The sequence below is a fragment of the Cupriavidus sp. GW823-FHT06D04 genome (genome assembly GCF_058795055.1).
This window is the reverse complement of record NZ_JBXAHL010000019.1, coordinates 44743-69157: the sequence shown is the minus strand read 5'-3', so window position 1 is coordinate 69157 and position 24415 is coordinate 44743. Positions and strand designations below refer to the sequence as shown.

The 24415-nt window shown below is 68.1% G+C and carries 19 protein-coding genes; 4 read left to right on the top strand and 15 right to left on the bottom strand.

Annotated features, from left to right (window positions below; genetic code table 11):
• Positions 1–3: 3 nt before the first annotated feature.
• From AC1Q7H_RS22545 to AC1Q7H_RS22485, 13 genes are all read right to left on the bottom strand, one after another.
• Positions 4–1473, bottom strand: coding sequence for a dihydrolipoyl dehydrogenase family protein (locus AC1Q7H_RS22545; RefSeq protein ID WP_492381726.1), 1470 nt, complete (start codon positions 1471–1473; stop codon positions 4–6).
• Between the two features lie 67 nt (positions 1474–1540).
• On the bottom strand, positions 1541–2437 hold the full coding sequence (locus AC1Q7H_RS22540) for a patatin-like phospholipase family protein (protein ID WP_492381725.1): 897 nt from the start codon (positions 2435–2437) through the stop codon (positions 1541–1543).
• Between the two features lie 22 nt (positions 2438–2459).
• Positions 2460–2882, bottom strand: a complete 423-nt coding sequence (locus AC1Q7H_RS22535; protein WP_492381724.1) for a PaaI family thioesterase — start codon at positions 2880–2882, stop codon at positions 2460–2462.
• Positions 2883–2932: 50 nt separating this feature from the next.
• Complete coding sequence (locus tag AC1Q7H_RS22530) at positions 2933–3991, bottom strand: AbrB family transcriptional regulator (RefSeq protein ID WP_013958467.1); 1059 nt, start codon at positions 3989–3991, stop codon at positions 2933–2935.
• Between the two features lie 124 nt (positions 3992–4115).
• Positions 4116–5630 (bottom strand): tripartite tricarboxylate transporter permease, encoded by a 1515-nt coding sequence (locus AC1Q7H_RS22525; RefSeq protein ID WP_492381723.1) that lies wholly within the window; start codon positions 5628–5630, stop codon positions 4116–4118.
• A gap of 32 nt (positions 5631–5662) precedes the next feature.
• A complete protein-coding gene (locus AC1Q7H_RS22520; RefSeq protein ID WP_153955222.1) occupies positions 5663–6136 on the bottom strand; it encodes a tripartite tricarboxylate transporter TctB family protein in 474 nt (157 codons plus the stop codon).
• Between the two features lie 215 nt (positions 6137–6351).
• Positions 6352–7320: a tripartite tricarboxylate transporter substrate binding protein gene (locus AC1Q7H_RS22515; RefSeq protein WP_013958464.1), complete on the bottom strand. Its 969-nt coding sequence runs from the start codon at positions 7318–7320 to the stop codon at positions 6352–6354.
• A 326-nt stretch (positions 7321–7646) separates the two neighbouring features.
• Positions 7647–8495 carry a ChaN family lipoprotein gene (locus AC1Q7H_RS22510; RefSeq protein ID WP_492381722.1) on the bottom strand — a complete coding sequence of 283 codons (849 nt, stop codon included), beginning with the start codon at positions 8493–8495 and terminating at the stop codon, positions 7647–7649.
• A 163-nt stretch (positions 8496–8658) separates the two neighbouring features.
• Positions 8659–11856, bottom strand: coding sequence for an efflux RND transporter permease subunit (locus AC1Q7H_RS22505; protein ID WP_211980465.1), 3198 nt, complete (start codon positions 11854–11856; stop codon positions 8659–8661).
• A 3-nt stretch (positions 11857–11859) separates the two neighbouring features.
• A complete protein-coding gene (locus AC1Q7H_RS22500) occupies positions 11860–13083 on the bottom strand; it encodes an efflux RND transporter periplasmic adaptor subunit (protein ID WP_492381721.1) in 1224 nt (407 codons plus the stop codon).
• A 260-nt stretch (positions 13084–13343) separates the two neighbouring features.
• On the bottom strand, positions 13344–14009 hold the full coding sequence (locus tag AC1Q7H_RS22495) for an MOSC domain-containing protein (protein WP_249221219.1): 666 nt from the start codon (positions 14007–14009) through the stop codon (positions 13344–13346).
• 138 nt (positions 14010–14147) lie between these two features.
• A complete protein-coding gene (locus AC1Q7H_RS22490) occupies positions 14148–15320 on the bottom strand; it encodes an MFS transporter (protein WP_041228251.1) in 1173 nt (390 codons plus the stop codon).
• Between the two features lie 228 nt (positions 15321–15548).
• Positions 15549–16574 carry a D-2-hydroxyacid dehydrogenase family protein gene (locus AC1Q7H_RS22485; RefSeq protein ID WP_211980463.1) on the bottom strand — a complete coding sequence of 342 codons (1026 nt, stop codon included), beginning with the start codon at positions 16572–16574 and terminating at the stop codon, positions 15549–15551.
• A 461-nt stretch (positions 16575–17035) separates the two neighbouring features.
• Here AC1Q7H_RS22485 and AC1Q7H_RS22480 point away from each other — a divergent pair, with 461 nt between their 5' ends.
• A complete protein-coding gene (locus AC1Q7H_RS22480) occupies positions 17036–18892 on the top strand; it encodes a phosphoenolpyruvate carboxykinase (GTP) (RefSeq protein WP_492378195.1) in 1857 nt (618 codons plus the stop codon).
• A gap of 61 nt (positions 18893–18953) precedes the next feature.
• Here AC1Q7H_RS22480 and AC1Q7H_RS22475 read toward each other — a convergent pair whose 3' ends face one another.
• Together AC1Q7H_RS22475 and AC1Q7H_RS22470 are read right to left on the bottom strand one after the other, a co-directional pair.
• Entirely contained in the window at positions 18954–19628 is a 675-nt protein-coding gene (locus AC1Q7H_RS22475) for a response regulator (protein WP_013958455.1), read from the bottom strand.
• The gene (locus tag AC1Q7H_RS22470) at positions 19625–21031 is read right to left on the bottom strand and encodes a cache domain-containing protein (RefSeq protein ID WP_492378194.1); all 1407 of its coding nucleotides are present in this window, start codon (positions 21029–21031) and stop codon (positions 19625–19627) included. Before AC1Q7H_RS22470 ends, AC1Q7H_RS22475 begins: the two co-directional genes overlap by 4 nt.
• A 407-nt stretch (positions 21032–21438) precedes the next feature.
• On the opposite strand from AC1Q7H_RS22470, the gene AC1Q7H_RS22465 reads away from it, so the two are divergent.
• The 3 genes from AC1Q7H_RS22465 to AC1Q7H_RS22455 all read left to right on the top strand — a co-directional run bounded on the left by AC1Q7H_RS22465 (position 21439) and on the right by AC1Q7H_RS22455 (position 24399).
• The gene (locus AC1Q7H_RS22465) at positions 21439–23508 is read left to right on the top strand and encodes a carbon starvation CstA family protein (protein WP_492381720.1); all 2070 of its coding nucleotides are present in this window, start codon (positions 21439–21441) and stop codon (positions 23506–23508) included.
• Between the two features lie 23 nt (positions 23509–23531).
• Complete coding sequence (locus AC1Q7H_RS22460; protein ID WP_013958452.1) at positions 23532–23726, top strand: YbdD/YjiX family protein; 195 nt, start codon at positions 23532–23534, stop codon at positions 23724–23726.
• A 223-nt stretch (positions 23727–23949) separates the two neighbouring features.
• A complete protein-coding gene (locus tag AC1Q7H_RS22455) occupies positions 23950–24399 on the top strand; it encodes a YMGG-like glycine zipper-containing protein (RefSeq protein ID WP_013958451.1) in 450 nt (149 codons plus the stop codon).
• Positions 24400–24415 lie beyond the last annotated feature (16 nt).

Below are 24415 nucleotides of genomic sequence, written 5' to 3'. Positions count from 1 at the left end.
CGCCTAACCAAACAACTCTTCTGCCACCGTCGGATGCAGCTGCACCGTGGTCTCCAGGTGCGATTCGCGCACGCCCAGCCGCAACGCCACGGCCAGCGTCTGCACGATCTCGGGCGCGGCGTCGTCCATCAGGTGCGCACCCAGCACGCGCCCGCTGCGCGCATTCAGCACCAGCTTGAACATCGACTGGTGGGCCGTGCCGCCAAAGCGGTTTTCCAGCGAGACAAAGCGCTTGACCACGGTGCGGATGCGTTCGGGCTTGCCGGCGGCTGCGATCGCCTGGGCCTCGGTCAGGCCCACGGCACCGATGGCCGGCTCGCAGAACACCGCGGTGGGCACGAAGTCGAAATCGGCGCGTTCGCCGCGCCGGCCGTACAGGCGGTCGGCCAGCCAGCGGCCCTGCGCGGTGGCCACCGGTGTCAGGTGCAGGCCGTCAATGGCGTCGCCGAGCGCGTAGATGCCGCGCACGCTGCTGCGGAACTGGCGGTCCACGCGGATGCCGCCCTTGTCGCCAAAGTCCACGCCAACCGCCTCCAGCCCGAAGCCCTGCACGTTGGAAATGCGCCCGATCGCCGCCAGCGCGGCCTGCGCGCGCACGGCCTCGGTCTGGCCGGGGCGGTCGGTGGGGCGGTAGCAGACTTCCACCGCGCCGTTGGCCTGGCTCAGCAGGTGCACCCTGGCGTTCAGGTGCAGGCGCACGCCGCGCGCGGTCAGTGCATCGGCCAGCGACCGGGAGATGTCGTGGTCGAAGTGGGGCAGCAGCCGGTCGCCGGCAACGATCAGGTCTACCTTGACGCCGTAGCGCGACAGGATCGAGGCCTGCTCCACGCCGATGTAGCCGCCGCCGATGACCGCGATCGAACCCGGCACGGTCTGCCAGGTGAAGACGTCGTCGGAACTGGCGGCCAGTTCGCCGCCGGGGACTTCGAGCGCGCGCGGGCGCGCGCCGGTGGCAATCAGGATGCGGCGCGCGTGGATGGTCTCGTCGCCGACGCGCACTTCGCCCTTGCCGGTGACCAGCGCATCGCCGCGCAGGATTTCCACGCCGGATTCGTGCAGGCGCTGGGTGTAGCCCGCGTTCAGCCGCGCGACTTCGGCGTTGACGCGGACGATGGCGTCGCGCCAGTCCTCATGCCCGCCCGTGTGCGACAGGCAGCCCGACAGGATCGCCGACCAGCCGGCGCCGTAGGACAGCATCTTCTTGGGAACGCAGCCGCGGTTGACGCAGGTGCCGCCGATGGCATCGCGCTCGACCAGGATCACGCGTGCGCCGTGCGCGGCGGCGCGCCGCGCGCAGGCCACGCCGCCCGAGCCGCCGCCGATCACCACCAGGTCTGCCTTGCGCACCTTGTCGTTGCGCCGCGTGCGGCCGTTGCGCACGCGCGGCACCTGCTCCACCGGCGGCGCCGCGCTGACCTCGCGGGCGCGCCGCGGTTCCTTGGCCCCGGCGGGGGTTGTCTGGCGCTTAGTCATCCATGCCTCCTGTCGCGGCACGCGGGCCGCATCGACAACAATCAGGCCAGCGCCAGCAAACGAAACACTAGGCAGCGGGCCGCAGTTCGGTATTCAGGATCGACGGCCACTCGCGCAGGAAAGTTTCCCCGTCGCGGCGGCCCAGCTCATAGGCGTGCGTCATGGCATCGGGCCGGGTGTAGTCCCAGCTCGAGATCGGCACGCGCTGCGAGGGCTGCAGGTACAGGCGGCGCTGGCCGCCTTGCTCAAGCACGAAACGGCGCGGGCGCGGATACAGCCGTGTCACCAGCACCAGCACATTGCCCGGGGTGGCATCGAGCGCGTCCACGGGCACATTGTCGACCAGCCCGCCGTCCAGCACCGGGCGGCCGCTGCGGCGCAGCACCGGCGTGAAGGGCGGCGTGGAGGCCGACTGCAGCAGCAGGTCGGCCAGCTGCTCGGGCGAGGCGCAGTCCTGCGCGCGCACGAACTCCGGGCGGAAACCAAGCTTGCGCCCCAGCCGCGGGTGCAGCGTCTTGAGCACATGCTTGTCGATGTTGTACGCCAGCAGCCCCGCTGCCACCGCCAGGCGCGGGCCGCTCCAGCGCGGGATATGGGCCACGCCGATGCGGATTTCCGGCGCCTGCTGCAGGTGCGAGAGGCGCCCGTCGGCGAAGATCGTCAGCAGCGCGGTGCGGTAGATGCCGTAATGCGGGAACACGCGCTCATTGCGCAGCAGGTTGCCCCAGTAGGCATTGCGGCGGTTGTTGGACAGCACCTCGCGGTAGTAGTCCATGGTCTGGTGCGAATCGTGCGCATAGACCATGCACGCCGTCGCCGCGCCGGCCGAGATCGCGGCGATCACGCGCGGGCGCAGCTGCAGTTCCGGCGCGACCGTGTCCCACCAGCCCGCCTGCCACCAGCAGCGGTTGCCGCCGCCGGCAAAGACGATCTGGTCGAAGGGATTGGCGTGGCCGGAGGTCATGGACGCTGGCGTTGCGAGCGGATCAGAGCAGGGTGTAGGTGGTGGTGGCCTGCACCGCCAGCTTGCCGTCGGGGCCGGTCAGCTCGATCTCGCCGAACACCACGGTCTTGCCCAGGCGCAGCACGTTGGCGCGCACCAGCACGTCGCCGTCGATCACCGGGCGCATGAAGTTGGTGGTGAGTGTGACCGTGGTCATCGGGCGGAAGGCGCCCAGCGCGCTGGCCACGGCGACGATCATGGCGGTATCGGCGGCGGACATCAGCACCTGACCGCAGACCACGCCGCCCGCATGGCGGAACGACTCGCTGAACGGCAGGCGCAGCGTGACGCCCTGGGCATCGACGGCTTCGGCGCGCAGGCCGAGCTGGCGCACCCATGGCGCCAGCACGCGCTCCAGCGTGGCGTCGATATCGGTGAGGCTGAATTGCGGTGCGGCTTCGGACATGGCGCTCCTGGTTCTGGCTGGCCGCACCGTAGCCGTCCTGTGGCGGACCGCTACTCTGTCTCCTCCGGCGCGACGCGATGTTTGAGGCAATGATACAGGGGGCCGGTGGCCAGCACCACGAAGGCCATCCGGATCACGTGGAACGCCGTCACCAGCGGCACCCCCACCTCCAGCACCTTGGCGGTGATGCACATCTCGGCAATGCCGCCCGGCGTGGTGCCCAGGATCACCGTGGCCGGGTGCGCGCCCGACAGCGCCGACAGCCCCCAGCCCACCAGCGCTGATACCACCAGCGCCAGCACGGTGTAGAGCGCCACGCCCGACAGGAAGCGCGGCGCGGTATGCAGGAACTCGCGCGAGAAGCGCACCCCCAGCGAGACCCCGATCAACAGCTGGCCGGCACGGCTCATCCAGGTGGGGATGGCCGACAGTTCGATCCCGGATGCAGTCAACACTGCTGCGGCCAGCAGCGTGCCGATCACGAACGGGTTGGGCATGTTCAGCCGCTTCACCAGCAGCGCCACGCCCAGCGTGATGGCGATCAGCGCCAGCAGCCCCGGCGCGCTGACCACGCGCGGGCCGGGGATATAGGGGTCGAGCCCGTGGATGCCGCCGTACTGGAAGATCGCCGGCACGGTCACCACCACCATCAGCACCCGCAGCGAATGCGCGGCCGCCACCTGGTCGATGCGCGCGCCGTTGCGCTCGGCCAGGTTGGCCATCTCCGAGGCGCCGCCGATGGCGGTGGAGAAGAACGCGGTCTTGAAGGCCACGCCGGTGGTCCGCCGCAGCAGGATGGCGCCGCCCGCGCCCAGCACCAGCGCGAACAGCGAGCCGGCAATGATGTAGGGCAGGTACTCCACCAGCCGCGCCACCACGTCCGGCGTGAAGTAGAGCCCGAGCGACGCGCCGATCACCCACTGGCCCGCATTGCGGGCCTGCGACGGCGCCCGCAGGTCGGCCCCGGCCATGCGCGCGGCGGCCACGGACAGCAACGGGCCGATCATCCACGGCAGCGGGGTATGCAGCGCGGTGCAGAGCAGGGCGGCGGCCAGCCCGAGTGCCAGCGTGGGCAGCGCGGATAGCCAGGGGTTGGAGAAGAGACGCATGTGACAGCGGCCTGGCGCGGGAGCGCCGGCGGCTTGTTGTTCTGGAAGACGGACGACGAAAGACAAGAGGCCCGCACACCATTGGCGTGCGGGCCTCGCAAAGCTTACCGCAAGATCGCGCGCATCATGCCGCGTTGTCGGCCTGCGCGTGCGCCGAGGTGCGGGTCGCGTGCCAGCGCAACAGGCGCGGGATCACCACCACCGCCACGGTCAGCGCCAGGATGGTGGCCGAGATCGGCTGGCGCAGGAACAGGGTCCAGTCGCCCTGGCCGATCGACAGCGCATTGCGCAGTTGCTTCTCGGCCATCGGCCCCAGGATCATGCCCACGATCACCGGCGCGGTGGGGAAGTCGAAGCGGCGCATCACCATGCCCAGCAGGCCGACCACGAACAGCAGCAGCAGGTCGAACCACGACTGGCGGATGCCGTAGGCGCCCAGCCCCGCGAAGATCAGGATGCCGCCGTACAGCAGCGGCGTGGGCACGCGCAGCATGCGCACCCACAGCCCGATCGCCGGCAGGTTCAGCACCAGCAGCATGACGTTGCCGATATACAGCGACGCCAGCAGGCCCCACACCAGGTCGCCCGAGGTCTGGAACAGCATCGGGCCCGGCTGCAGGTTGTAGTTCTGGAACGCGGCCAGCAGGATCGCGGTGGTGTTCGAGGTCGGGATGCCCAGCGTCAGCAGCGGCGCCAGCGTCGCTGTCACTGCGGCGTTGTTGGCCGCTTCGGGGCCGGCCACGCCTTCGATCGCGCCGACCTTGCCGAACTCTTCCTTGTGGTCCGACAGCTTTTTCTCGGTGGCATACGACAGGAAGGTCGGGATCTCGGCGCCGCCGGCGGGGATCAGCCCGAACGGGAAGCCGATGAGGGTGCCGCGGATCCACGCCGGGACCGAGCGCTTCCAGTCCGACTTGTTCATGTGGACCGAGCTGAGCTTGTTGAACGTGCCCACCGGCTGCGGGAAGAACGCGTTGAACAGCGCCTCGCCCACGGCGAACAGGCCCACCGCCACCACCACGATGTCGATGCCGTCGTACAGCTCCTGCACGTTCATCGAATAGCGGGTCTGGCCCGACAGCGAATCCATGCCGATCAGGCCGATGCCCAGGCCCAGGAACAATGCGGTCATGCCGCGCAGCAGCGACGAGCCCAGCACGGCCGAGACCGTGGTGAAGGCCAGCAGCATGATCATGAAATACTCGCCCGGTCCGAATTGCAGCGCCACGTCCGCCGCCACCGGCGCGAACATCGACAGCAGCACGGTGGCGATGGTGCCGGCCACGAACGAGCCGATCGCCGCGGTGGCCAGCGCCGGGCCGGCGCGCCCGTTCTTGGCCATCAGGTTGCCTTCCATGGCTGTCACCATGGTGGAAGACTCGCCCGGGGTGTTCATCAGGATCGAAGTGGTCGAGCCCCCGTACATCGCGCCGTAGTAGATGCCGGCAAACATGATCAGCGCCGCGGTCGGCTCCACCTTGGCGGTCAGCGGCAGCAGCATCGCCACCGTCAGCGCGGGGCCGATGCCGGGCAGCACGCCGATGGCGGTGCCGAGGAAGCAGCCCACCAGGGCCCACATCAGGTTGATTGGCGTGATCGCGACGGCAAAGCCGTGCATCAGCAGGTTCAGGGTATCCATTCGAAGACTCCTTGCTGGTCGGGCGGGCGGGCTCAGAAGCCAGCGATGGGCAGCAGCGGCAGGTTGATGCCGAGCAGGAATTCAAACAGCGCCCACATCGGCACCGTGATGCACAGGCCGATCAGCGCATCGCGCACGATGCGGCGGCTGCCGTAGCCGCGCGCCACGCACACCATCAGGAGCGTGGAAGCGAACACGAAGCCAAGCGTGCCGATCAGCGCCATGTTCAGCACCAGGCCCGCGGCCACCCACAGGAAGCCGCCGAAGTTGTGCGGCGCGTCCGGCAGCTCGGCATCTTCTTCCGGCATGTTGCGGAAACCGCCGCGCACGCCCTGCCACGTCAGCAGCGCGCCGCACACCGCCAGGCCGACGGCCACCAGCGTGGGCATGAAGCGCGGCGACAGGCCGGCATAACCCTCTTCGCCGGAAATGCCGGACAGCCCGAGGAAGAAGAACAGCGAGAGCGCCAGCACGGCAATGCCGATGGCGAGGTGCGAGGGTTTCATGGAGACTCCTTGGCCTTTGTCGCCAGCAGGGGCGCTGGCGTCCGCGACGCTGGCAGGTGCTGCCCGCGCGGCGGCAGGGCCCGGCGACGTATGGTTATTTGTCTGGTATCGCAGGTGGACACCGGGCCCTGCGCCGTTTTCCTGCCGCCGGGTTCACCGGCGGGGTTGGCAGGCACGACAGGTAAAGCGGGTTGAAGCGGTGCTGCGGGCGGTTCTTACTTGGCCACGCCCAGTTCACGCAGCGAGCCGCCCAGGCGGGCCGATTCGCTGTCGACGAACTTGCCGAACTCGTCTCCGGTCAGCAGGAACGGGGTCCAGTCGTTCTTCTGCAGCGTGTCCTTCCAGGACTTGCTCTCGGTGGCCTTGACCACGGCGTCGATCATGGCCTTGCGCTGCTCGGCGCTGATGCCGGGCGCGCCGTACACGCCGCGCCAGTTGTAGATCTCGACGTTCACGCCTTGCTCCTTGAGCGTCGGGATATCGGCGGTGCGGTCCTTGGAGGTCACCGCCAGCGCGCGCATCTTGCCGCTCTTGATGAAGGGCAGGAATTCCGACACGCCGGCAATGCCCACCGTCACGTGGCCGCCCATGATCGAGGCCGAGGCTTCGCCGCCGCCCTGGAAGGGTACGTAGTTGATCTTCTTGGGATCGACGCCCGATTCCTTGGCAATCAGGCCGGCCAGGATGTGGTCGATCGAACCCTTGGAGCCGCCGCCCCAGCTGACGCTGCCCGGGTTGGCCTTGAGCTGCGTGGTCAGGTCCTTGACCGACTTGATCGGCGAGCTGGCCGGCACGGTGATGACCATGGTGTCGGCGAACAGGCGCGCGATCGGGGTGGCGTTCTTCAGCGTAACCGGCGGCTTGTTGGTCTCGATCGCGCCCACCATCACGGCGCCCACCACCATCAGCGCATTGGGGTTGCCCTTGTCGGTATTGACGAACTGGGTCAGCGCGATGGTGCCACCGGCGCCGCCCTTGTTGTCATACGAGGCGGTCTTGGCCGTGCCCGCGGCAATCATCGCGGCGCCCAGCGAGCGGCCGGTCTGGTCAAAGCCGCCGCCCGGGTTGGCGCCGATCATGACCTTGACGCTGTCCAGCGCAAAGGCCGGCGCGGCGGCGAAGGTGGCGGCAACGGCGGCCGATGCCATCACGGCATGGGCCAGGCGGGAATAGGTACGGCGCATAGCGGTCTCCTGGTTGTACCGGGGATGCGCCGTGCCAGCCTGCTGGCAGCCGCGATCCGACCCGGGCGTTCCGGCTGCCACTGCGTTGCGAGGACGGGAAGGTAGCCCGGGGGGACTGTGCGAAAGGCGCAGTGCCGGTGCTTGTCTCCTGTCCGGCGCGGCGGGGCGTGGCCGGGACTGTTCTTGGATTTTTGGTGAACGTCAGACCGGAATTACCGGTCATGGGGCGGATTCTAGGCGGCGGAAACTGTCAAAAGGCTGTCAATTGGGGGGAGAATGGGTCGGGGTTTACGTGGATGGCGCATTGCAGCGCGGGCGCAGGCCCGTCAACCCGCCGGCTTCGCCTGCAGGCATGGGTCCTTGCGCGCCACCGCCGGCACCACCACGGCCATGTCGAACTCGCCGTCGGCCGGCGGGTTTTCCACATACCCCACGCTGACCACCTGCGCCACGCCCGCCCCCAGCCAGCGCGGCACGCCGATGTCGCGCCGCACGTGGCCGTTGCCGGCGATCAGCACCGCGCCGCGCAGCGCGTAGGGGCGCAGCGTCTGCGCCATCACCGCATCGCGCGCGGCCTGCGCCGCCAGCATCCCGGGCAGCATGGCCTTGGGGAAATTGCCGCAGTGGCCCAGGTCGAGCACCGCCGTCTGCGCCGCCACGAGGTCGTCGGGCAGCGCACCGGACAGGCCCAGTTGCTGGCGCTCGCCGGCCGGGAACAGGCTGTCCAGTCCGCCGCGCACGATCTTGCCGGCGTCGGCGCGCGACAGGTTGGCCGCCACCAGCGGCAGGTCGTACTGCAACGCCAGCGCCACCACCGGCCGGTACAGCGGCCATTGCCAGGCATCGCCGCCGGCCTGGGCGATCAGGTAGTCGGCATCGCGCGGGCGCTCGCGGCGGGCGCGCTCGATATCCGCCTGGCGCTCGCGGTCAAACTGCTCCATGGCGATGGCCGGGCGCCAGCCTTGCTCGACGGCACGCGTCAGCGCGGCCAGGCGTTGCTGCTGCGCGGCGGCGTTATCGTGGACCTCGCCCAACAGCACGTAAGACTTGCCGGCAAAGGCAGCGCTGACCGCCTCGGGCGCGGGGCGGGTGGCCGCGCAGCCGGTGGCGAGCACAGCGACAGCGGCGGCCAGCATGCCGGCACACATGTTTGCGACAGGAAAACGGAGTGACATCACGCGGTTCCTTTCCTTACCTCGTTGTCGTGGCGGGGTTGGCGGCCTGCGCTCCCGCTTGTTGCCCGGGTTGGTGATGATGGTCACGTCGTCGACCCTGGCCGGCGCCTCGAAAGCAAAGAGGCCGCAGCAAAGCTGCGGCCACCTCTTGCCTGCCGGTGCCTCAGTGCTGGTGCACCGTCTCGCCCGGCGCCTTCTCCGGCAGCTTGTTCCCCTCCGAATCGATCTGCAGCGGCCCCGTCCCGGAGAACCGGTCCAGCGCGAGGTAGATCACCGGCGTGATGAACAGCGTAATCACCTGCGAGAACAGCAGGCCGCCGACCACGGCCAGGCCCAGCGGCTGGCGCAGCTCGGCACCGGCGCCTAAGCCGAGCGCCAGCGGCAACGCGCCCATCACCGCGGCAAAGGTCGTCATCATGATCGGCCTGAAGCGCAGCAGGCACGCCTGCCGGATCGCCTTGGCCGGCGGCATGCCCTGTTCACGCTGCGCGGCCAGCGCGAAGTCGATCATCATGATGGCGTTCTTCTTGACGATGCCGATCAGCATCAGCACGCCGATCACCGCGATCAGCGACAGCTCCACGTTGAAGATAAACAAGGTCAGCAACGCGCCCACCGCCGCCGAGGGCAAACCCGCCAGGATGGTCAGCGGGTGGATATAGCTTTCATACAGCACGCCCAGCAGCGTGTAGATCACCGCGATGGCCGCCACCAGCAGCACGATCTGCGTGGTCTGCGACGACTGGAACACTGCCGCGTCGCCGCCCCAGCTGGTGAAGATCGAGCTGGGCATGGCGATCTCCTGCCGGTAGCGGTCGATGCGCGCCGAAGCATCGCCCAGCGCCGCGCCCGGCGCCAGGTTGAACGACACCGTCACCGAAGGCAGCTGTCCCTGGTGGTTGACGGCGATCGGCCCGACCCGGCGCTCGGTGGTGGCGAAGGCGGAGATCGGCACCATCTGGCCGGTCTTGCTGCGCACATAGAGCTTGGAGAACGCGCTCTCGTCGGTGCGGTCGACATCGGCCGCCTGCAGGATCACGTAGTAGTTGTCGATCGGCGTGTAGATGGTCGACACCTGCCGCTCGCCGAAAGCGGAATACAGCGCGGTGCGCACGTCCTGCATCTGCACGCCGAGCGCATTGGCCTTGTCGCGGTCGATCGACAGGTGCGCCTCCAGCCCGGACTGCTGCGAATCGCTGGTGACGTCGCGGAAGATCGGATCGGCGCGCATCTTCGCCATCAGCTTGTCGGAGGAGTCCTGCAGCTGGCCGGCCTTCACGCTCTGCAATGTGTACTGGTAGCGGCTCTTGCTCTGGCGCCCGCCCAGTTGCAGGTTCTGCACCGGCGCAAAGTACACCGCCAGCCCCGGCACCCCGGCAACATCGCGCCGCAGCGACTCGATCACCCTGGGCATGACCTCACGTTCGCCACGTGGCTTCAGTTCGACAAACATGCGCCCGGTGTTGATGGCCGGCGACGGGCCGCCGCCGATGGCGACCACGATGCTCTTGACCGCGGGGTTGGCGCGCATGCGCTCGGCGGCGTCGCGCAGGCGCTCGGCCATGGCGTCGAAGGAGATGTCCTGCGGGCCTTCGGCGTTGACGCGGATCTGGCCGATGTCTTCCTCGGGGAAGAAGCCCTTGGGAATGGTGACGAAGAGCACGGCGGTCAGCACGAACGTCAGCCCTGCGACCGCCAGCACGGTGCGGCGATGCGTCAGGCACCAGTCCAGCCCGCGCGCATAGCGGTGCAGCGTGAACTCGAACAGGTTCTCGAACCACTGCGTGGAGCGCATGCCGAAGGTCTGCTTCTGCGCGATGGCGGGCTGCGCTGGCACGTGGTCGCCGTAGGCATGGTGCGATTCATCCACCGGCACGTTCTCGGCCGACAGGAAACGTGCGCACAGCATCGGGATCAGCGTCAGCGACACCAGCGCCGACACCAGGATCGCCAGCGACACCACCGCCGCGAACTCATGGAACAACAGCCCGATCACGCCCGGCATGAAGAAGATCGGGATAAACACCGCCACCAGCGAGATCGAGATCGACAGGATGGTGAAGCCCATCTCGCGCGAACCCACCAGCGCGGCCTTGAGCGGCGCCACGCCGTCCTCGATATGGCGCACGATGTTCTCGAGCATGACGATGGCGTCGTCCACCACCAGGCCCACCGCCAGCGTGATGGCCAGCAGCGAGACGTTGTCCAGGCTGTAGCCAAACGCCTTCATCAGCGCCACCGTGCCGATCAGCGAGATCGGCAGTGACACCGTGGGGATCAGCGTGGCGGCGGCGCGGCGCAGGAACAGGAAGATCACCATCACCACCAGCGCCACCGTCAGCGCCAGCGTGAACTGCACGTCGTGGATCGATTCGCGGATCGAGTTCGAGCGGTCGTTGACCACCGCGACATTGACCGAACCCGGCATCTGCGCGATCAGGCGGGGCAGGGCGGCCTTGATGGCATCGACCACCGCCACGGTGTTGGCGTCGGGCTGGCGCAGCACCGCCAGCACGATCGAGCGCTCGTTGTTGAGCCAGCTGCCAGTCTTGATGGTCTCGACGCTGTCCTCAATCTCGGCCACGTCGGACAGCCGCACCAGCGCGCCGTTGGGCTGGCTGGCGACGATGATGTTGCGGAAGGCGTCGGCGCTGGTCAGCTGCCGGTTGGCTTGGATGGTCAGGGTCTGGCGCGCGCTGTCGAGCGTGCCCACCGGCGTGTTGGCGTTGGCGCGGTTCAGCGCCGTGGCCAGCTCGTCCAGCGTCAGCCCGCGCGCGGCGAGCGCATCCGGGTGCGCGCGCACGCGCACCGCAAAGCGCTTCTGCCCGAAGATCTGCACCTGCGCCACCCCCGGCAGCGTGGCCAGCGTGGGCGAGATCAGGTTGTCGCCGAAGGCGTTCAGATCCGCCAGGCTCATCGCCGGCGAGTTGATCGCCAGCAGCAGCACCGGCGCATCGGCCGGGTTGACCTTGCGGTACGACGGCGGCACCGTCATCTCGATCGGCAGCGAACGCTGGGCGCGGAACAGCGCCGCCTGCACGTCGACGGCCGCGTCGTCGATATCGCGGTCGTTGTTGAATTCAATGGTGACGCTGGAGTTGCCGAGCGTGTTCGACGAGCTGATCACCGACACGCCCGGGATCGTCGCAAACTGCTTTTCCAGCTGCGTGGCGACCGATGCCGCCATGGTCTCGGGGCTGGCCCCGGGCAGGGTCGCGGTGACCTGGATCACCGGCGAATTGAAGCTGGGCAGCGCGGCGATGGGGATGGTCGGGTACAGCACGATGCCGGTGACCACCACGGCCAAGCACAGCAGCACCGTCATCACCGGACGGCGGATGCAGAGTTCAGACAGCGTCATGGCTCAGTGCCCCGCGGTGGCGCTGGCCGGGCGGGCGGCGGCGGCCGGGGCTTCGCGCACCAGCGCGCCGGGGCGCAGGTTCTGCGTGCCCTCCACCACCACGCGGGCGCCGGGCTGCACGCCCTCGACCACAGCGGCGGCGGCCGTGGTGGTCACCACCTGCACCGGCACGCGCGCGACCTTGCTGTCGGGCTGGACCACATAGACAAAGCGGCCTTCCGGGCCGGTCACCACCGCCTGCGGCGGCACCGACAGCGCGCCCTTGAGGGTCTGCACCACGGCGTTGACGTTGGCATAGGTGCCCGGCCACAGCCGCTGCTCATCATTGTCGAACTGCGCCTTGACGCGGATGGTGCCGTACTGCGGATCGACGGTGTTATCCACAAAGGTGATCCTGCCGGTCACCGGCGTCTTGCTGCCGTCGTTGGGCAGCGCGGTGACCTGCACCGGACCCGCGTGCAGCGCCTCGCGCAGCGCGCCCAGTTGCCGCTCGGGCAGGCTGAAAGTGACGGCGATGGGCTGCACCTGGGCAATGATGACCATCGGCTGGGTGCTGTTGGGCAGCACCAGCGAACCCGGGAAGGCGTTGATCACGCCGGTGCGGCCGCTGATGGTGGCGCGGATGGCGCCGTAGCTGACCGCCACGCGGCTGGCGTCGATGGCGGCCTGGTCGGCGCGCACGGTGGCGGCAAAGCCATCCACCTTGGCCTGGGCCGTGTCGACCGCGCTCTTGGAGATGAAGTTGCGCTGCAGCAGCTCCTGGCTGCGCGCGAGCGTGCGGCGGGCATCGGCCAGGTCAGCCTGGTCGCGCAGCAGCTGGGCTTGCGCCTTGGCCAGGTTGGCCTCGTCCATGCGGGTATCGAGCGAGAACAGCAGGTCGCCCGGCTTGACCGTCTGGCCTTCCTTGATATGGACGGTGCGCACGGTGCTGGACACCTGCGGGCGCACCTCGACGGTGGACAGCGCGGTGACATTGCCGTTGGCCGTGACCTGCAGCGGCACGTCGCCCTGCTGCACGCGCGCGGTGGACACCACCACGACTGCCGGCGCCTTGGGCGCCGGCTTGGGCGCGAACCAGGTACGCCACGCAAACCAGCCCAGCCCGGCAATGACCAGCAGCACGGCCACCACCGCCCACGGCGACACGCGGCCGCGCCCGGTTCCGGTGGCCGCCCTCCAGTTGCTGTCGACGAAGCCCTTGGGCTGGTCGATCCTGTCAGATTTCATATTGTGTGGACCCTCTGCACCGCGTCTTCGCGCCACTCCCCCGTGATCGCCCGGCTGGTTGTGTCCAGATGTTGCCGGTGCATGTCGCGCAAAGACTCTACTGATACCGCGCTTCGCCCGCCGGAGCCAGCGCCGCGTATTACAGTCCGTTACAGGGTTGCAAGGGTCTGGTAATGCCCGGCGCCGGCAAACGCCGTCCGGGCCACAGGGGAAGCCGGAGATGTGTGTAGCGGGGCGCTTGTATGGTTAGACAAACATTATCAGAAAAGCTGCCGCCGGCCATCGCGGCGCCACTGATTGACGCTGTCCACCGACAGTTCGCGTGGCCCGGCCTGCACAACCACAACATCGCCGGCGCGCACTTCTCCCTTCAGCACCACGCTCAGGTAGACCCCGGAGTAGCCGCTCTGGATCATGTCGCGCACCGCGTGGCGGTAGCCCAGCGCGGCGTTGAACTTGTAGCAGGGCTTGCGCGGCGACTCCACCCGCAGCAGGGCCGTGCCCACGCGCACCAGGTCGCCGATCCAGAGTTGGGATTCAAGCAGCCCCTCCAGGGTCAGGTTCTCGCCCATGGCGCCAAACGGCAACGGTGGGCCTGACTCGGGCTGCCCGCAGGCGCGGCGGCGCGCATTCCACCACGGGTAGTGCTCGAAAGGATAGGCGTAGACCGCCTTATCCAGCCCGCCGTGCACGGTCAGGTCGCCCTGTTCGTCGCCGGCCAGGCCCAGCGGCTGCACCTGTACCCGCAACGGGTGCAGCAGGGTGCTGACAGGGTGCTTGCGAATGCCCGACAGCACCACCGCCTCGGTGCCCGCCCCGGCCACCACCAACGGGATGGCCTTGGCCATGCTGACCGCCAGCACACGCGCAAGGCCCGGCCGAGGTCTGGATTCGCTCACGTGCGCCCCCGCTTCGTGGTTGTTCATCCGGTTGTGGAAAGGGCTGTGGATAAGCTGCGGATATGCCTGAGGATAACGGGGCGGATAACACTGTGGACAAGTGCTTGGTGCGGTCCCTCACAAGGAACCCGGCGGCGGGGAGCCGCCTCGGGGTTCAGCCCGGCATCACGCCTGCTGCGCCGCCTGCGGCCGCTGCCACTGGCAGCCCAGCGCCCGGGCGCGCTGCGATACCGCCAGCGCCACCAGCATGAGCGCCGCCGCACCCCAGTGCAGCGTATCGGCGCCGGCCAGCGTATAGATGGCAGCCCCGGCCATGGCGCCGGCCGCCTGGCCCAGGTAGATCGACGAAGAATTCAGCGAGATCGACACCGATGCCCGCTCAGGCGCCAGCAGCACCAGCCGCGCCTGCTGCGCGCTGTTGGTGGCAAATCCGCCCACGCCCCACAGCATGAACAGCAGCACCAGCGCCACGCTGCCCAGCCCGGCCAGCGGCCACAGCACCATGGCCGTGATCGAGGTCAGCAGCGTGACCTGCACGATCCGGCTGGGCGTGACCCGGTCCATGCGCGACGCCGCCATGGCATTGCCGAACACGCCGCAGGCGCCGTAGGCCAGGAACATCAGGCTAAGCGCGCCGCCGCTGATGCCGTACACATCGCGCATCAGCGGGGCGATATAGGTAAACACGGTGAACATGCCCGCCGATGAGATCATGGTGGTCAGCACCACCAGCATGATCGGCTTGTGGCGCAGCACCGCACCCCAGGCCTCTCGCCCGGCCGGCGGCACGATCAGCCCGCGCGGCAGCGCGCGCCAGACCGCCGCCGACACCAGCAGCGCCAGGGCACCGACCAGCGCCATGCTGACGCGCCAGCCCAGCGTGCTGGAAATCCACGTGCCCAGCGGTACGCCCACCACGCTGGCGATGCTCCAGCCAAGAAACACGAAGCTGATGGCGCGCCCGCGCGTCTGCGCGTTGACCAGCAGCGGCAGCGTGGCGGCGGTCTGGGGCGTATAGATGGCCGCGCCGATCGCGGTCAGGAAGCGGATCGCCATCAGCGCCGCAAAGCTGGGCGCGAACGCGGCGGCCAGGTGCATCACCCCATAGACCAGCAGCGACCCGGCCAGCAGCAGCCGGCGGTCGATGCGCGAGCCCAGCGTGGCGAACAGCGGTGCGCCAATGCAGGTGGCCAGCGCAAACACCGAGATCAGCTGCCCGGCGCTGGCCGCGCCCAGCCCGAAATCGGCGGCAATGTCGTTCAACATGCCGGTAACGATCATCGCACCGGTGCCAATGACGAAATTGCCGACGCAGAGCGTCACTAGCCTGGGGTCCATGCCGGCCTTGGGAATAGGGATTGGCGCAGGAGGGCGCCTTGTTGTTGTCTGGGCTGCCGCGGGCCGTGGCAGGCCGGGCGGTAAGGGAAGTCCCGAGTGTAGCGGTTTCGTGGAATTCGCGTTTTCCAGAGAAAATGCCCGGCCAGATGTGAAACACCCCTGTCCCGCATGGCGGAACAGGGGTGGTGTCGGGGCGGGCTGTCCGGAGGGAATCCGGCCGCTGGTGACTCAGCGCGTCAGCACCGGCGCCAGCGCCTTCGGGTTGACGATGCAGTCATGGTTGCCGGCCAGCACGTCCAGGATGTTCTGGAACGCGGTGCGGAAGTACAGCTCGTAGCTGTCGCGCTCCACATAGCCCAGGTGCGGCGTGCAGATGCAGTTTTCCATGCGCAGCAGCGCGTGGCCCTGCAGGATCGGCTCGGACTCGAACACGTCGATCGCCGCCATGCCCGGGCGGCCGCGGTTCAGCGCGGTGACCAGCGCGTTCTCTTCCAGCAGTTCGGCGCGGCTGGTGTTGACGAACAGTGCCGTGGGCTTCATGCGCGTCAGGTCAGTCTGCTTGACGATGCCGCGGGTGTCGTCGTTCAGGCGCAGCTGCAGCGACAGCACATCGCTGTCGGCAAACAACTGCTCCTTGGATTCGGCCACGCCCAGCCCGTCGGCACGGGCGCCTTCCAGCGACGCCTCGCGGCCCCAGACCAGCACCTTCATGCCAAAGGCCCGGCCATAGCCGGCCAGCAGCCGGCCGATCTTGCCATAGCCCCAGATCCCCAGGGTCTGGCCGCGCAGCACCTGGCCCAGGCCGAAATTGGGCGGCATCGTCGTCGATTTCAGCCCCGACTGCTGCCAGGCGCCGTGCTTCAGGCTGGCGACATACTGGGGGATGCGGCGCTGGGCGGCCATGATCAGCGCCCAGGTCAGCTCGGCCGGCGCCACCGGTGAACCCACGCCTTCGAGCACGGCCACGCCGCGGTCGGTGCAGGCGTCCAGGTCGATATGGTTGCCGGGGCCGGCGCCGACCCGGCCGGTCTGGCTGATGATCTTGAGTTTGGGCAGTTTTTCCAGCAGTTGCCGGGTGATGCGAGTGCGTTCGCGGATCAGCACCACGGCTTCGACGTCTGACAGGCGTGCGGCCAGCTGGCCCACGCCCTTGACGGTGTTGTTGAACACCTTGACGTCGTGCCCCTCCAGCAAGCTGAAGCAAGGCAGCTTGCGCACGGCATCCTGGTAATCGTCGAGTACGGCAATCTTCATCGGCAACTCTGGTTGTCTAACGGTCTTGTGCCGGTTGGTGCGCGCGGCCACCAAGCTGCGCGCCGGCCAACAGTATTGTTGAGAAATATCGAAAAACCCCACGCCGGCCGGTGGCAGCGATTGTTGCACAGCAAAAAACAGGGGGGTGCGCCAGTGGTATCCTTGCCCGTTCCGGTGCCGCCGCGGATTGTCGGTCGAGCCTTGCTCCCGTCACGCGATCGCACCCGGACAAAGTCCGGCCAGCACGCGCAGCCACCCCTGCGCGCGCGAAGCGCAACTGTAGCGCAGCCGCAGGGACCGCCGCGACCTTTTGCATAAACGAGGCCGCCGCGGAGTTGTAACGGGATGTGTCGATCCGAGTGTGACATCACTCCGGGGGTGTGACGGCCCCATCTGCCCGCTGGCCAGGCTTTGCAAGGATTCCTTCCCTTCCTTCCCTTTACGAATCTGGAGTCTGCAGTATGAACCACCCCACGATGCAAGGTACGGCGCCCGTCAATGCGCCGGCCTGGGTCAAGCACCCCAAGCTGGTGGCCTGGGTCGCTGAAATCGCCGCCCTGACCAAGCCCGACCATATCTATTGGTGCGACGGCTCGCAGGAAGAATATGACCGCCTGTGCGAGCAGATGGTCGCCGCCGGCACCATGAAGCGGCTGAACCCGGCCAAGCGCAAGAATTCCTTCCTGGCACTGTCGGACCCCTCGGACGTGGCGCGGGTGGAAGATCGCACCTTTATCTGCTCCGAAAAGCAGGAAGACGCCGGCCCCACCAACAACTGGACCGAACCCGCCGAGATGCGCCAGACGCTGAACGGCCTGTTCGAGGGCTGCATGCGCGGCCGCACGCTGTACGTGGTTCCGTTCTCGATGGGCCCGCTGGGCTCGCCGATCGCCCATATTGGCGTGGAACTGTCCGATTCGCCGTACGTGGCGGTCAATATGCGCATCATGACGCGCATGGGCCGCGCGGTGTACGACGTCCTGGGCACCAACGGCGAGTTCGTGCCGTGCGTGCACACTGTCGGCAAGCCGCTGGCCGCCGGCGAGCAGGACGTGGCCTGGCCGTGCAACCCGACCAAATACATCGTCCATTTCCCGGAAACGCGCGAGATCTGGTCGTTCGGCTCGGGCTACGGCGGCAACGCGCTGCTGGGCAAGAAGTGCTTCGCGCTGCGCATTGCATCGACCATGGGCCGCGATGAAGGCTGGCTTGCCGAGCACATGCTGATCCTGGGCGTGACCTCGCCCGAGGGCAAGAAGTACCACGTGGCAGCGGCCTTCCCGTCGGCCTGCGGCAAGACCAACTTCGCCATGCTGATCCCGCCCAAGGGCTTCGAGGGCTGGAAGGTCACCACCATCGGCGACGACATCGCCTGGATCAAGCCGGGCCAGGACGGCCGCCTGTACGCGATCAATCCGGAAGCCGGCTACTTCGGCGTGGCCCCGGGCACCAGCGAGAAGACCAACTTCAACGCGATGGCGACGCTCAAGGAAAACGTCATCTTCACCAACGTGGCACTGACCGACGACGGCGACGTATGGTGGGAAGGCATGACCAAGGAAGCGCCCGCGCACCTGGTCGACTGGCAGGGCAAGGACTGGACCCCGGAAATCGCCAAGGCCACCGGCGCCAAGGCAGCGCACCCGAACGCCCGCTTCACCGCGCCGGCGTCGCAGTGCCCGTCGATCGACGAGAACTGGGACAACCCGGCCGGCGTACCCATTGATGCGTTCATCTTCGGCGGCCGCCGCTCGACCACCGTGCCGCTGGTGACCGAGGCCCGCAACTGGACCGAAGGCGTCTACATGGCCGCCACCATGGGTTCGGAAACCACCGCCGCGGCCGCCGGCCAGCAGGGCGTGGTGCGCCGCGACCCGTTCGCCATGCTGCCGTTCTGCGGCTACAACATGAGCGATTACTTCGGCCACTGGCTGCAACTCGGCCAGAAGCTGGAAGCCGCGGGCGCGAAGCTGCCGAAGATCTACTGCGTCAACTGGTTCCGCAAGGACGCCGACGGCAACTTCGTGTGGCCGGGCTTTGGCGACAATATGCGCGTGTTGTCGTGGATGATCGACCGCGTCGAAGGCAAGGGGCAGGGCGCCGAGCACGTGTTCGGCACCACCCCGCGCTACGAGGACCTGAACTGGAATGGCGTGGACTTCACGCCGGCGCAGTTCACGCAGGTGACTTCGATCGATCGCGATGCGTGGCAGCAGGAGCTGGCGCTGCATGACGAGCTGTTCACCAAGCTGCGGCATCGGCTGCCGCAGGCGCTGGCCGAAGTGCGCGCGGCGCTGGGCAAGCGGCTGGACGGCTGATCGCCACGGTTCGCGTAGTTCGCGATAAAGACGCCCGTCTCTTCAGAGACGGGCGTTTTTTTTATTCCCTCTCGCTGTCCCCCAACGTCTCCACCGCATACTTCACCAGGCCCGCCCGCCCCTCGATCCCAAGCTTGCGCTTCAGGTTCAGCCGGTGCGTCTCCACCGTGCGTACCGACACCCCCAGCTGCGCCGCGATCTCCTTGTTGGCCAGGCCCCGCCCGATACCGCGCAGGATGTCGCGCTCGCGCGGCGTCAGCGCATCCAGCGGCCCTGCGGCGGGGCTCTGCTCGGCCATGCCGCGTGCAATGCGAGCGCTGTAGAAGACCCGTCCGGCCAGCACGGACTGGATCGCCGCCATCAGCTCGTCGGCGGGCGCGTCCTTGAGCACATAGCCGCGCGCACCGGCGCGCACCGCCTGGCGCACATACTCCAGGTTGTCGTGCATCGACACGATTAGCACCGCCAGTTCCGGATAGCGGTCATGCAGCGCCGCGGCCAGGGCGATGCCGCCCATGCCGCGCATGCCGATATCGGTGATGACCAGGTCGGGCAGCTCGGCGGCGCCGGCGCGGTCCAGCCACGCCAGCGCGGCTTCGCCGTCGTCGGCTTCGCCCACCACGCGCAGGCCGGGCTGCAGCGCCAGGTGCATGCGCATGCCGTCGCGCACCAGCGCATGGTCGTCGATTAGCAATACGCGGGCGGGCACTTCGGCGGAGTCGGCTAGCTGGGTCATGACGGCGAGGGTCCTGCTGAAACGGGATCGTGCGCAATGGCCGCGGGCCTGGCCAGCGGCAGTGAAGCGACCAGCTGGGTGCCGCCCATGCCCGAAACGATGTCGAACTGCCCGCACAGCGCGGCGATGCGCTCGCGCAGGTTGCGCAGGCCGATGCCGCGCTGCGGGTCCTCCTGCATGCGCGCCACGTCGAAGCCATGCCCGTCGTCGCGCACGGTGAGGCGCGTGGCATCGGCATCAAAGGCCAGCGCCACCGCGACCCGGCGCGCGCCGGCATGGCGCTCGACGTTGGTCAAGGCTTCCTGTGCGATGCGGAACAGCGCCGTGGCCTGCTCGTCGGGCAGTTCGCGCGGGGTGCCGCTCTCGGTCACTGCAATTTCTAGCCCGCTGCCGCCCTGCATCTCGCGCGCCAGGTGCTGCAGTGCCGCGTACAGGCCCAGGTCGTCGAGCAGGGCGGGGCGCAGGTTGCGCGCCACGCGGCGCACTTCATTGAAGACGGTATCGAGCCGGTTCAGCGCCATGCCCAGCACCGGCGCCACCGCGGCGCCTTCGGCCGGGGCCAGGCGCAGGCGGTTGGTGGCGGTTTCCAGCACCAGCTTGACCGACACCAGCAGCTGGCTGATGCCGTCGTGCAGCTCGCGCGAGAGCCGGGCGCGCTCTTCTTCCTGCGACTGCACCACGCGCTGCGCCAGCTGGCGCAGCTTGGCGTCGGCCTCGCGGTGCTCGCTGACGTTCAGCGCCAGGCCGCTGGCGGCGACCAGCAGGATGCTGATGCCGGCGATCACGCCGATCCAGGCCATGGTCGCGCGGATATCGGTCTCGGCGCGCGCATCCAGCTGGCGCAGCGTGCTTTCCACGTCATCCAGGTAGATGCCGGTGCCGAGCATCCAGCCCCATTCGGGCACTGCCACCACATACCCAAGCTTGGGCGCCAGCTGCTGCGACGAGGGCTTTCTCCACAGGTAGCGCACCGCGCCGCCACCGCCCTTGGCCGCGGCGATCAGCTGCTGGATGGTCAGCGCACCCTGCGGGTCGCGCAGCGTCCACAGGTCCTGGCCGACCAGTTCGGGCTGGCGCGGGTGCATCAGGTTGCGGCCCTGCAGGTCGTACAGGAAGAAGTAGCCGTCGGGGCCGTAGTCCAGGCGCGCAAGTGCTTCCATCGCAGCCTGCCGGGTGGCGGCGTCGCTGCGCCCGGAGCGCACCAGCGGCGCGATCGCGCTCTGCGCCAGTTCTACGTAGTGGCGCAGCTCAGTTTCCTTGCTCTGCAGGTAGGCGGCCTCGACCAGCGCGCGTTCATGCTGCGCCAGCTGCGTGGCCTGGAAGCGCACGGCAAGCGCGATGCCCAGCATGGCCACCGCCAACGGCGCCACGGCGAGCAATAGGATCTTCTGGCGGAGTTTCATACAAGTGAGGGGGACCCGGGGGTAAACACCGATGCCGCGCAGGCGGCATGCCACCGTCGATTTGCGTAGTACTACGCAGAAGTGCTGCGTAGTTACGCGCTTGTGCGGGGTTTGGCGGGTGTCAATACTACACGCCGGACGCGCCGCCGCCCCAGCAGGGCGCATGCGCGGACGCAGCTGGTGCACTGTCCACACCCGGACGGTGCACCGCCTGCCTGCAAGACGAGATCCGGAAACGACGACACAACCGGGCGCGCAGCAGCTATCCCAGGAGACACCCTCACCGCCGGATTGCACCCGCTGCCCGCCCTCGGCGCACCCCCGCTGCCGATCCTGCCAGTTGCCTGTTACCAGTCCTTCGCCGCCGCAGGCTATCCAAGACATCCCGGTCTGAGGAGACCTTCACTATGAATCGCATCGGAGAACACCTGGTGTGGCTGGCCGTCGCCGTGCTCGGCGCGTTTGCCTTCGGCACCGTCGCGCTGGCGCGCGGCGAGGCCGTCAGCGCGCTGTGGATCGTGGTTGCCGCGCTCTGCATCTACCTGATCGCCTACCGCTACTACAGCCGCTTTATCGCCGACAAGGTGATGCAGCTCGATCCCAAACGCATGACGCCGGCCTGGCGCCACAACGACGGCCTGGACTACGTGCCGACCAACAAGGCGGTGCTGTTCGGCCACCACTTCGCGGCGATTGCCGGCGCCGGCCCGCTGGTCGGCCCGGTGCTGGCCGCGCAGATGGGCTATATGCCAGGCATGCTGTGGATCCTGGCCGGCGTGGTGTTCGCCGGCGCGGTGCAGGACTTCATGGTGCTGTTCATCTCCACGCGCCGTGACGGCCGCTCGCTGGGCGACCTGGTCAAGTCCGAAATGGGCACGGTGCCGGGCATGATCGCGCTGTTCGGCTGCTTCATGATCATGATCATCATCCTGGCGGTGCTGGCGCTGATCGTGGTGAAGGCGCTGGCCGATTCGCCGTGGGGCACCTTCACCGTGGCGGTGACGATTCCGATCGCGCTGTTCATGGGCATCTACACGCGCTATATCCGCCCGGGCCGCATCGGCGAGGTGTCGGTGATCGGCTTCGTGCTGCTGATGCTGGCCATCATCGGCGGCCAGTACGTGCATGAAAGCGCCACGCTGGCGCCGCTGTTCACGTACGACGGCAAGGCGCTGACCTGGATGCTGATCATCTACGGCTTTATCGCCGCCGTGCTGCCGGTGTGGCTGCTGCTGGCGCCGCGCGACTACCTGTCGACCTTCCTGAAGATCGGCACCATCATCGCGCTGGCCATCGGCATCCTGATCGTCGCGCCGGAGCTGAAGATGCCGGCCTTCACGCAGTTCGCCAAGGGCGGCGGGCCGGTGTGGTCGGGCAACCTGTTCCCGTTCCTGTTCATCACCATCGCCTGCGGCGCGGTGTCGGGCTTCCACGCGCTGATCTCGTCGGGCACCACGCCCAAGCTGCTGGAGAATGAGTCGCACGCGCGCTTTATCGGCTACGGCGCGATGCTGGCCGAGTCCTTCGTCGCCATCATGGCCCTGGTGGCCGCCTCGGTGATCGAGCCGGGCGTGTACTTCGCCATGAACAGTCCGGCCGCCGTGATCGGCACCACGCCGGAAGCGGTGGCGCACGCGGTCTCGACCTGGGGCTTCGTGGTCACCCCGGACGTGCTGGTGCAGACCGCCAGGGATGTCGGCGAGAACACCATCATCTCGCGCGCCGGCGGCGCGCCCACGCTGGCGGTGGGCATCGCCCACATCCTGCACCAGGTGGTGGGCGGCCAGGCCATGATGGCGTTCTGGTATCACTTTGCCATCCTGTTCGAGGCGCTGTTCATCCTGACCGCCGTCGATGCGGGCACCCGCGCCGGCCGCTTCATGCTGCAAGACCTGCTGGGCAGTTTTATCCCGTCGATGCGCAAGACCGACTCGCTGGTTGCCAACCTGACCGCCACCGCGCTGTGCGTGGCGGCCTGGGGCTACTTCCTGCACCAAGGGGTGGTCGATCCGCTGGGCGGCATCAACACGCTGTGGCCGCTGTTCGGCATCTCCAACCAGATGCTGGCCGCGGTGGCGCTGGTGCTGGGCACCTGCGTGCTGGTCAAGATGAAGCGCGGCCAGTACGCCTGGGTCACGCTGGTGCCGACCGTCTGGCTACTGATCTGCACGCTGACCGCCGGCTGGCAGAAGCTGTTCCACGCCGACCCCAAGGTCAGCTTCCTGACCCACGCCGCCAAGTTCAGCGCCGCCATCGCCGACGGCAAGGTGCTGGCCCCGGCCAAGTCGATGGAGCAGATGCACCGCATCGTCTTCAACGACTACCTGGACGCCGGCCTGTGCGCGCTGTTCATGCTGGTGGTGCTGTCGATCGTGTTCTACGGCTTCAAGACCGCGATGCAGGCACGCGCCGCCGCCCGCCCGACGGCCAAGGAAACGCCGTTCGAGCCGCTTCCTTCGGGCGCCTCGGCCCAGTAACCCAGGGATCACAGGAGCCCGCCATGCTGGAACAACTCGGAACCATGGGACGCTACCTTGGGCAGTCGCTGCGGCTGATGGTCGGGCTGCCCGACTACCAGACCTATGTCGCGCACATGGAAAGCACCCACCCGGACCGCGAGCCGATGAGCTACGAAGCCTTCTTCCGCGAGCGCCAGGAGGCACGCTACGGCGGCGGGCAGGGCAAGTGCTGCTGAGCACACGCTGAACGCAGCCGTCCTGCGGGCCGGCGGCATACAAAGCAGACAGGCGATCACATGATCGCCTGTCTTTTTATGAAGTGTTGCGTGTTTGCCGCGCTTTTGTAATGCACGGATACCGTTTCTGTAGCGGGTTACAGGCCTTTACAGGTGGTTACAGCAAGGGCGCGGCTCCCTCTCTACACTTGCGACACATCATGGCAATTAGAGGAAAAAAGATATGACTCGCCATCCCGTTCGCAACCTGACCATTGCCCTCGCCCTGGCGGCCTGCGCGCTGCCGGCCGTCGCGAGCGACATGAACAACGCCCTGGGCGGCGCACTCGGCGGCGTCGCCGGTGCCGCGGTGGGCGGCGCGCTGGGCGGCAGCACCGGCGCAGTGATCGGTGGTGCAGTAGGCGGTGGCGCCGGTGGCGCAGTGACCTCCAACCGCCGCGAGCGCACCGGTGCCATCATCGGCGGCGCGCTGGGCGGCGGTGCCGGCACCGCGGCTGGCAACGCCATGGGCGGCCGCACCGGTGGCCTGATCGGCGCCGGCCTTGGCGGCGGCGCGGGTGCGGCGCTGGGCGGCAATGTCTCGCGCAGCAACTCGTACGACAATGACCGTCGCTATTACAACAGCAACTACAAGCGCAAGAAGCACAAGCATCACCACCACTACGACGACTAAGAAGTCGTAGGTGGGG

Bases quoted from the DNA above. Each gene is read 5' to 3' on its own strand.
- AC1Q7H_RS22545 (WP_492381726.1), bottom strand. From the start codon at position 1,473: ATGACTAAGCGCCAGACAACCCCCGCCGGGGCCAAGGAACCGCGGCGC.
- AC1Q7H_RS22540 (WP_492381725.1), bottom strand. From the start codon at position 2,437: ATGACCTCCGGCCACGCCAATCCCTTCGACCAGATCGTCTTTGCCGGC.
- AC1Q7H_RS22535 (WP_492381724.1), bottom strand. From the start codon at position 2,882: ATGTCCGAAGCCGCACCGCAATTCAGCCTCACCGATATCGACGCCACG.
- AC1Q7H_RS22530 (WP_013958467.1), bottom strand. From the start codon at position 3,991: ATGCGTCTCTTCTCCAACCCCTGGCTATCCGCGCTGCCCACGCTGGCA.
- AC1Q7H_RS22525 (WP_492381723.1), bottom strand. From the start codon at position 5,630: ATGGATACCCTGAACCTGCTGATGCACGGCTTTGCCGTCGCGATCACG.
- AC1Q7H_RS22520 (WP_153955222.1), bottom strand. From the start codon at position 6,136: ATGAAACCCTCGCACCTCGCCATCGGCATTGCCGTGCTGGCGCTCTCG.
- AC1Q7H_RS22515 (WP_013958464.1), bottom strand. From the start codon at position 7,320: ATGCGCCGTACCTATTCCCGCCTGGCCCATGCCGTGATGGCATCGGCC.
- AC1Q7H_RS22510 (WP_492381722.1), bottom strand. From the start codon at position 8,495: ATGTCACTCCGTTTTCCTGTCGCAAACATGTGTGCCGGCATGCTGGCC.
- AC1Q7H_RS22505 (WP_211980465.1), bottom strand. From the start codon at position 11,856: ATGACGCTGTCTGAACTCTGCATCCGCCGTCCGGTGATGACGGTGCTG.
- AC1Q7H_RS22500 (WP_492381721.1), bottom strand. From the start codon at position 13,083: ATGAAATCTGACAGGATCGACCAGCCCAAGGGCTTCGTCGACAGCAAC.
- AC1Q7H_RS22495 (WP_249221219.1), bottom strand. From the start codon at position 14,009: ATGAACAACCACGAAGCGGGGGCGCACGTGAGCGAATCCAGACCTCGG.
- AC1Q7H_RS22490 (WP_041228251.1), bottom strand. From the start codon at position 15,320: ATGGACCCCAGGCTAGTGACGCTCTGCGTCGGCAATTTCGTCATTGGC.
- AC1Q7H_RS22485 (WP_211980463.1), bottom strand. From the start codon at position 16,574: ATGAAGATTGCCGTACTCGACGATTACCAGGATGCCGTGCGCAAGCTG.
- AC1Q7H_RS22480 (WP_492378195.1), top strand. From the start codon at position 17,036: ATGAACCACCCCACGATGCAAGGTACGGCGCCCGTCAATGCGCCGGCC.
- AC1Q7H_RS22475 (WP_013958455.1), bottom strand. From the start codon at position 19,628: ATGACCCAGCTAGCCGACTCCGCCGAAGTGCCCGCCCGCGTATTGCTA.
- AC1Q7H_RS22470 (WP_492378194.1), bottom strand. From the start codon at position 21,031: ATGAAACTCCGCCAGAAGATCCTATTGCTCGCCGTGGCGCCGTTGGCG.
- AC1Q7H_RS22465 (WP_492381720.1), top strand. From the start codon at position 21,439: ATGAATCGCATCGGAGAACACCTGGTGTGGCTGGCCGTCGCCGTGCTC.
- AC1Q7H_RS22460 (WP_013958452.1), top strand. From the start codon at position 23,532: ATGCTGGAACAACTCGGAACCATGGGACGCTACCTTGGGCAGTCGCTG.
- AC1Q7H_RS22455 (WP_013958451.1), top strand. From the start codon at position 23,950: ATGACTCGCCATCCCGTTCGCAACCTGACCATTGCCCTCGCCCTGGCG.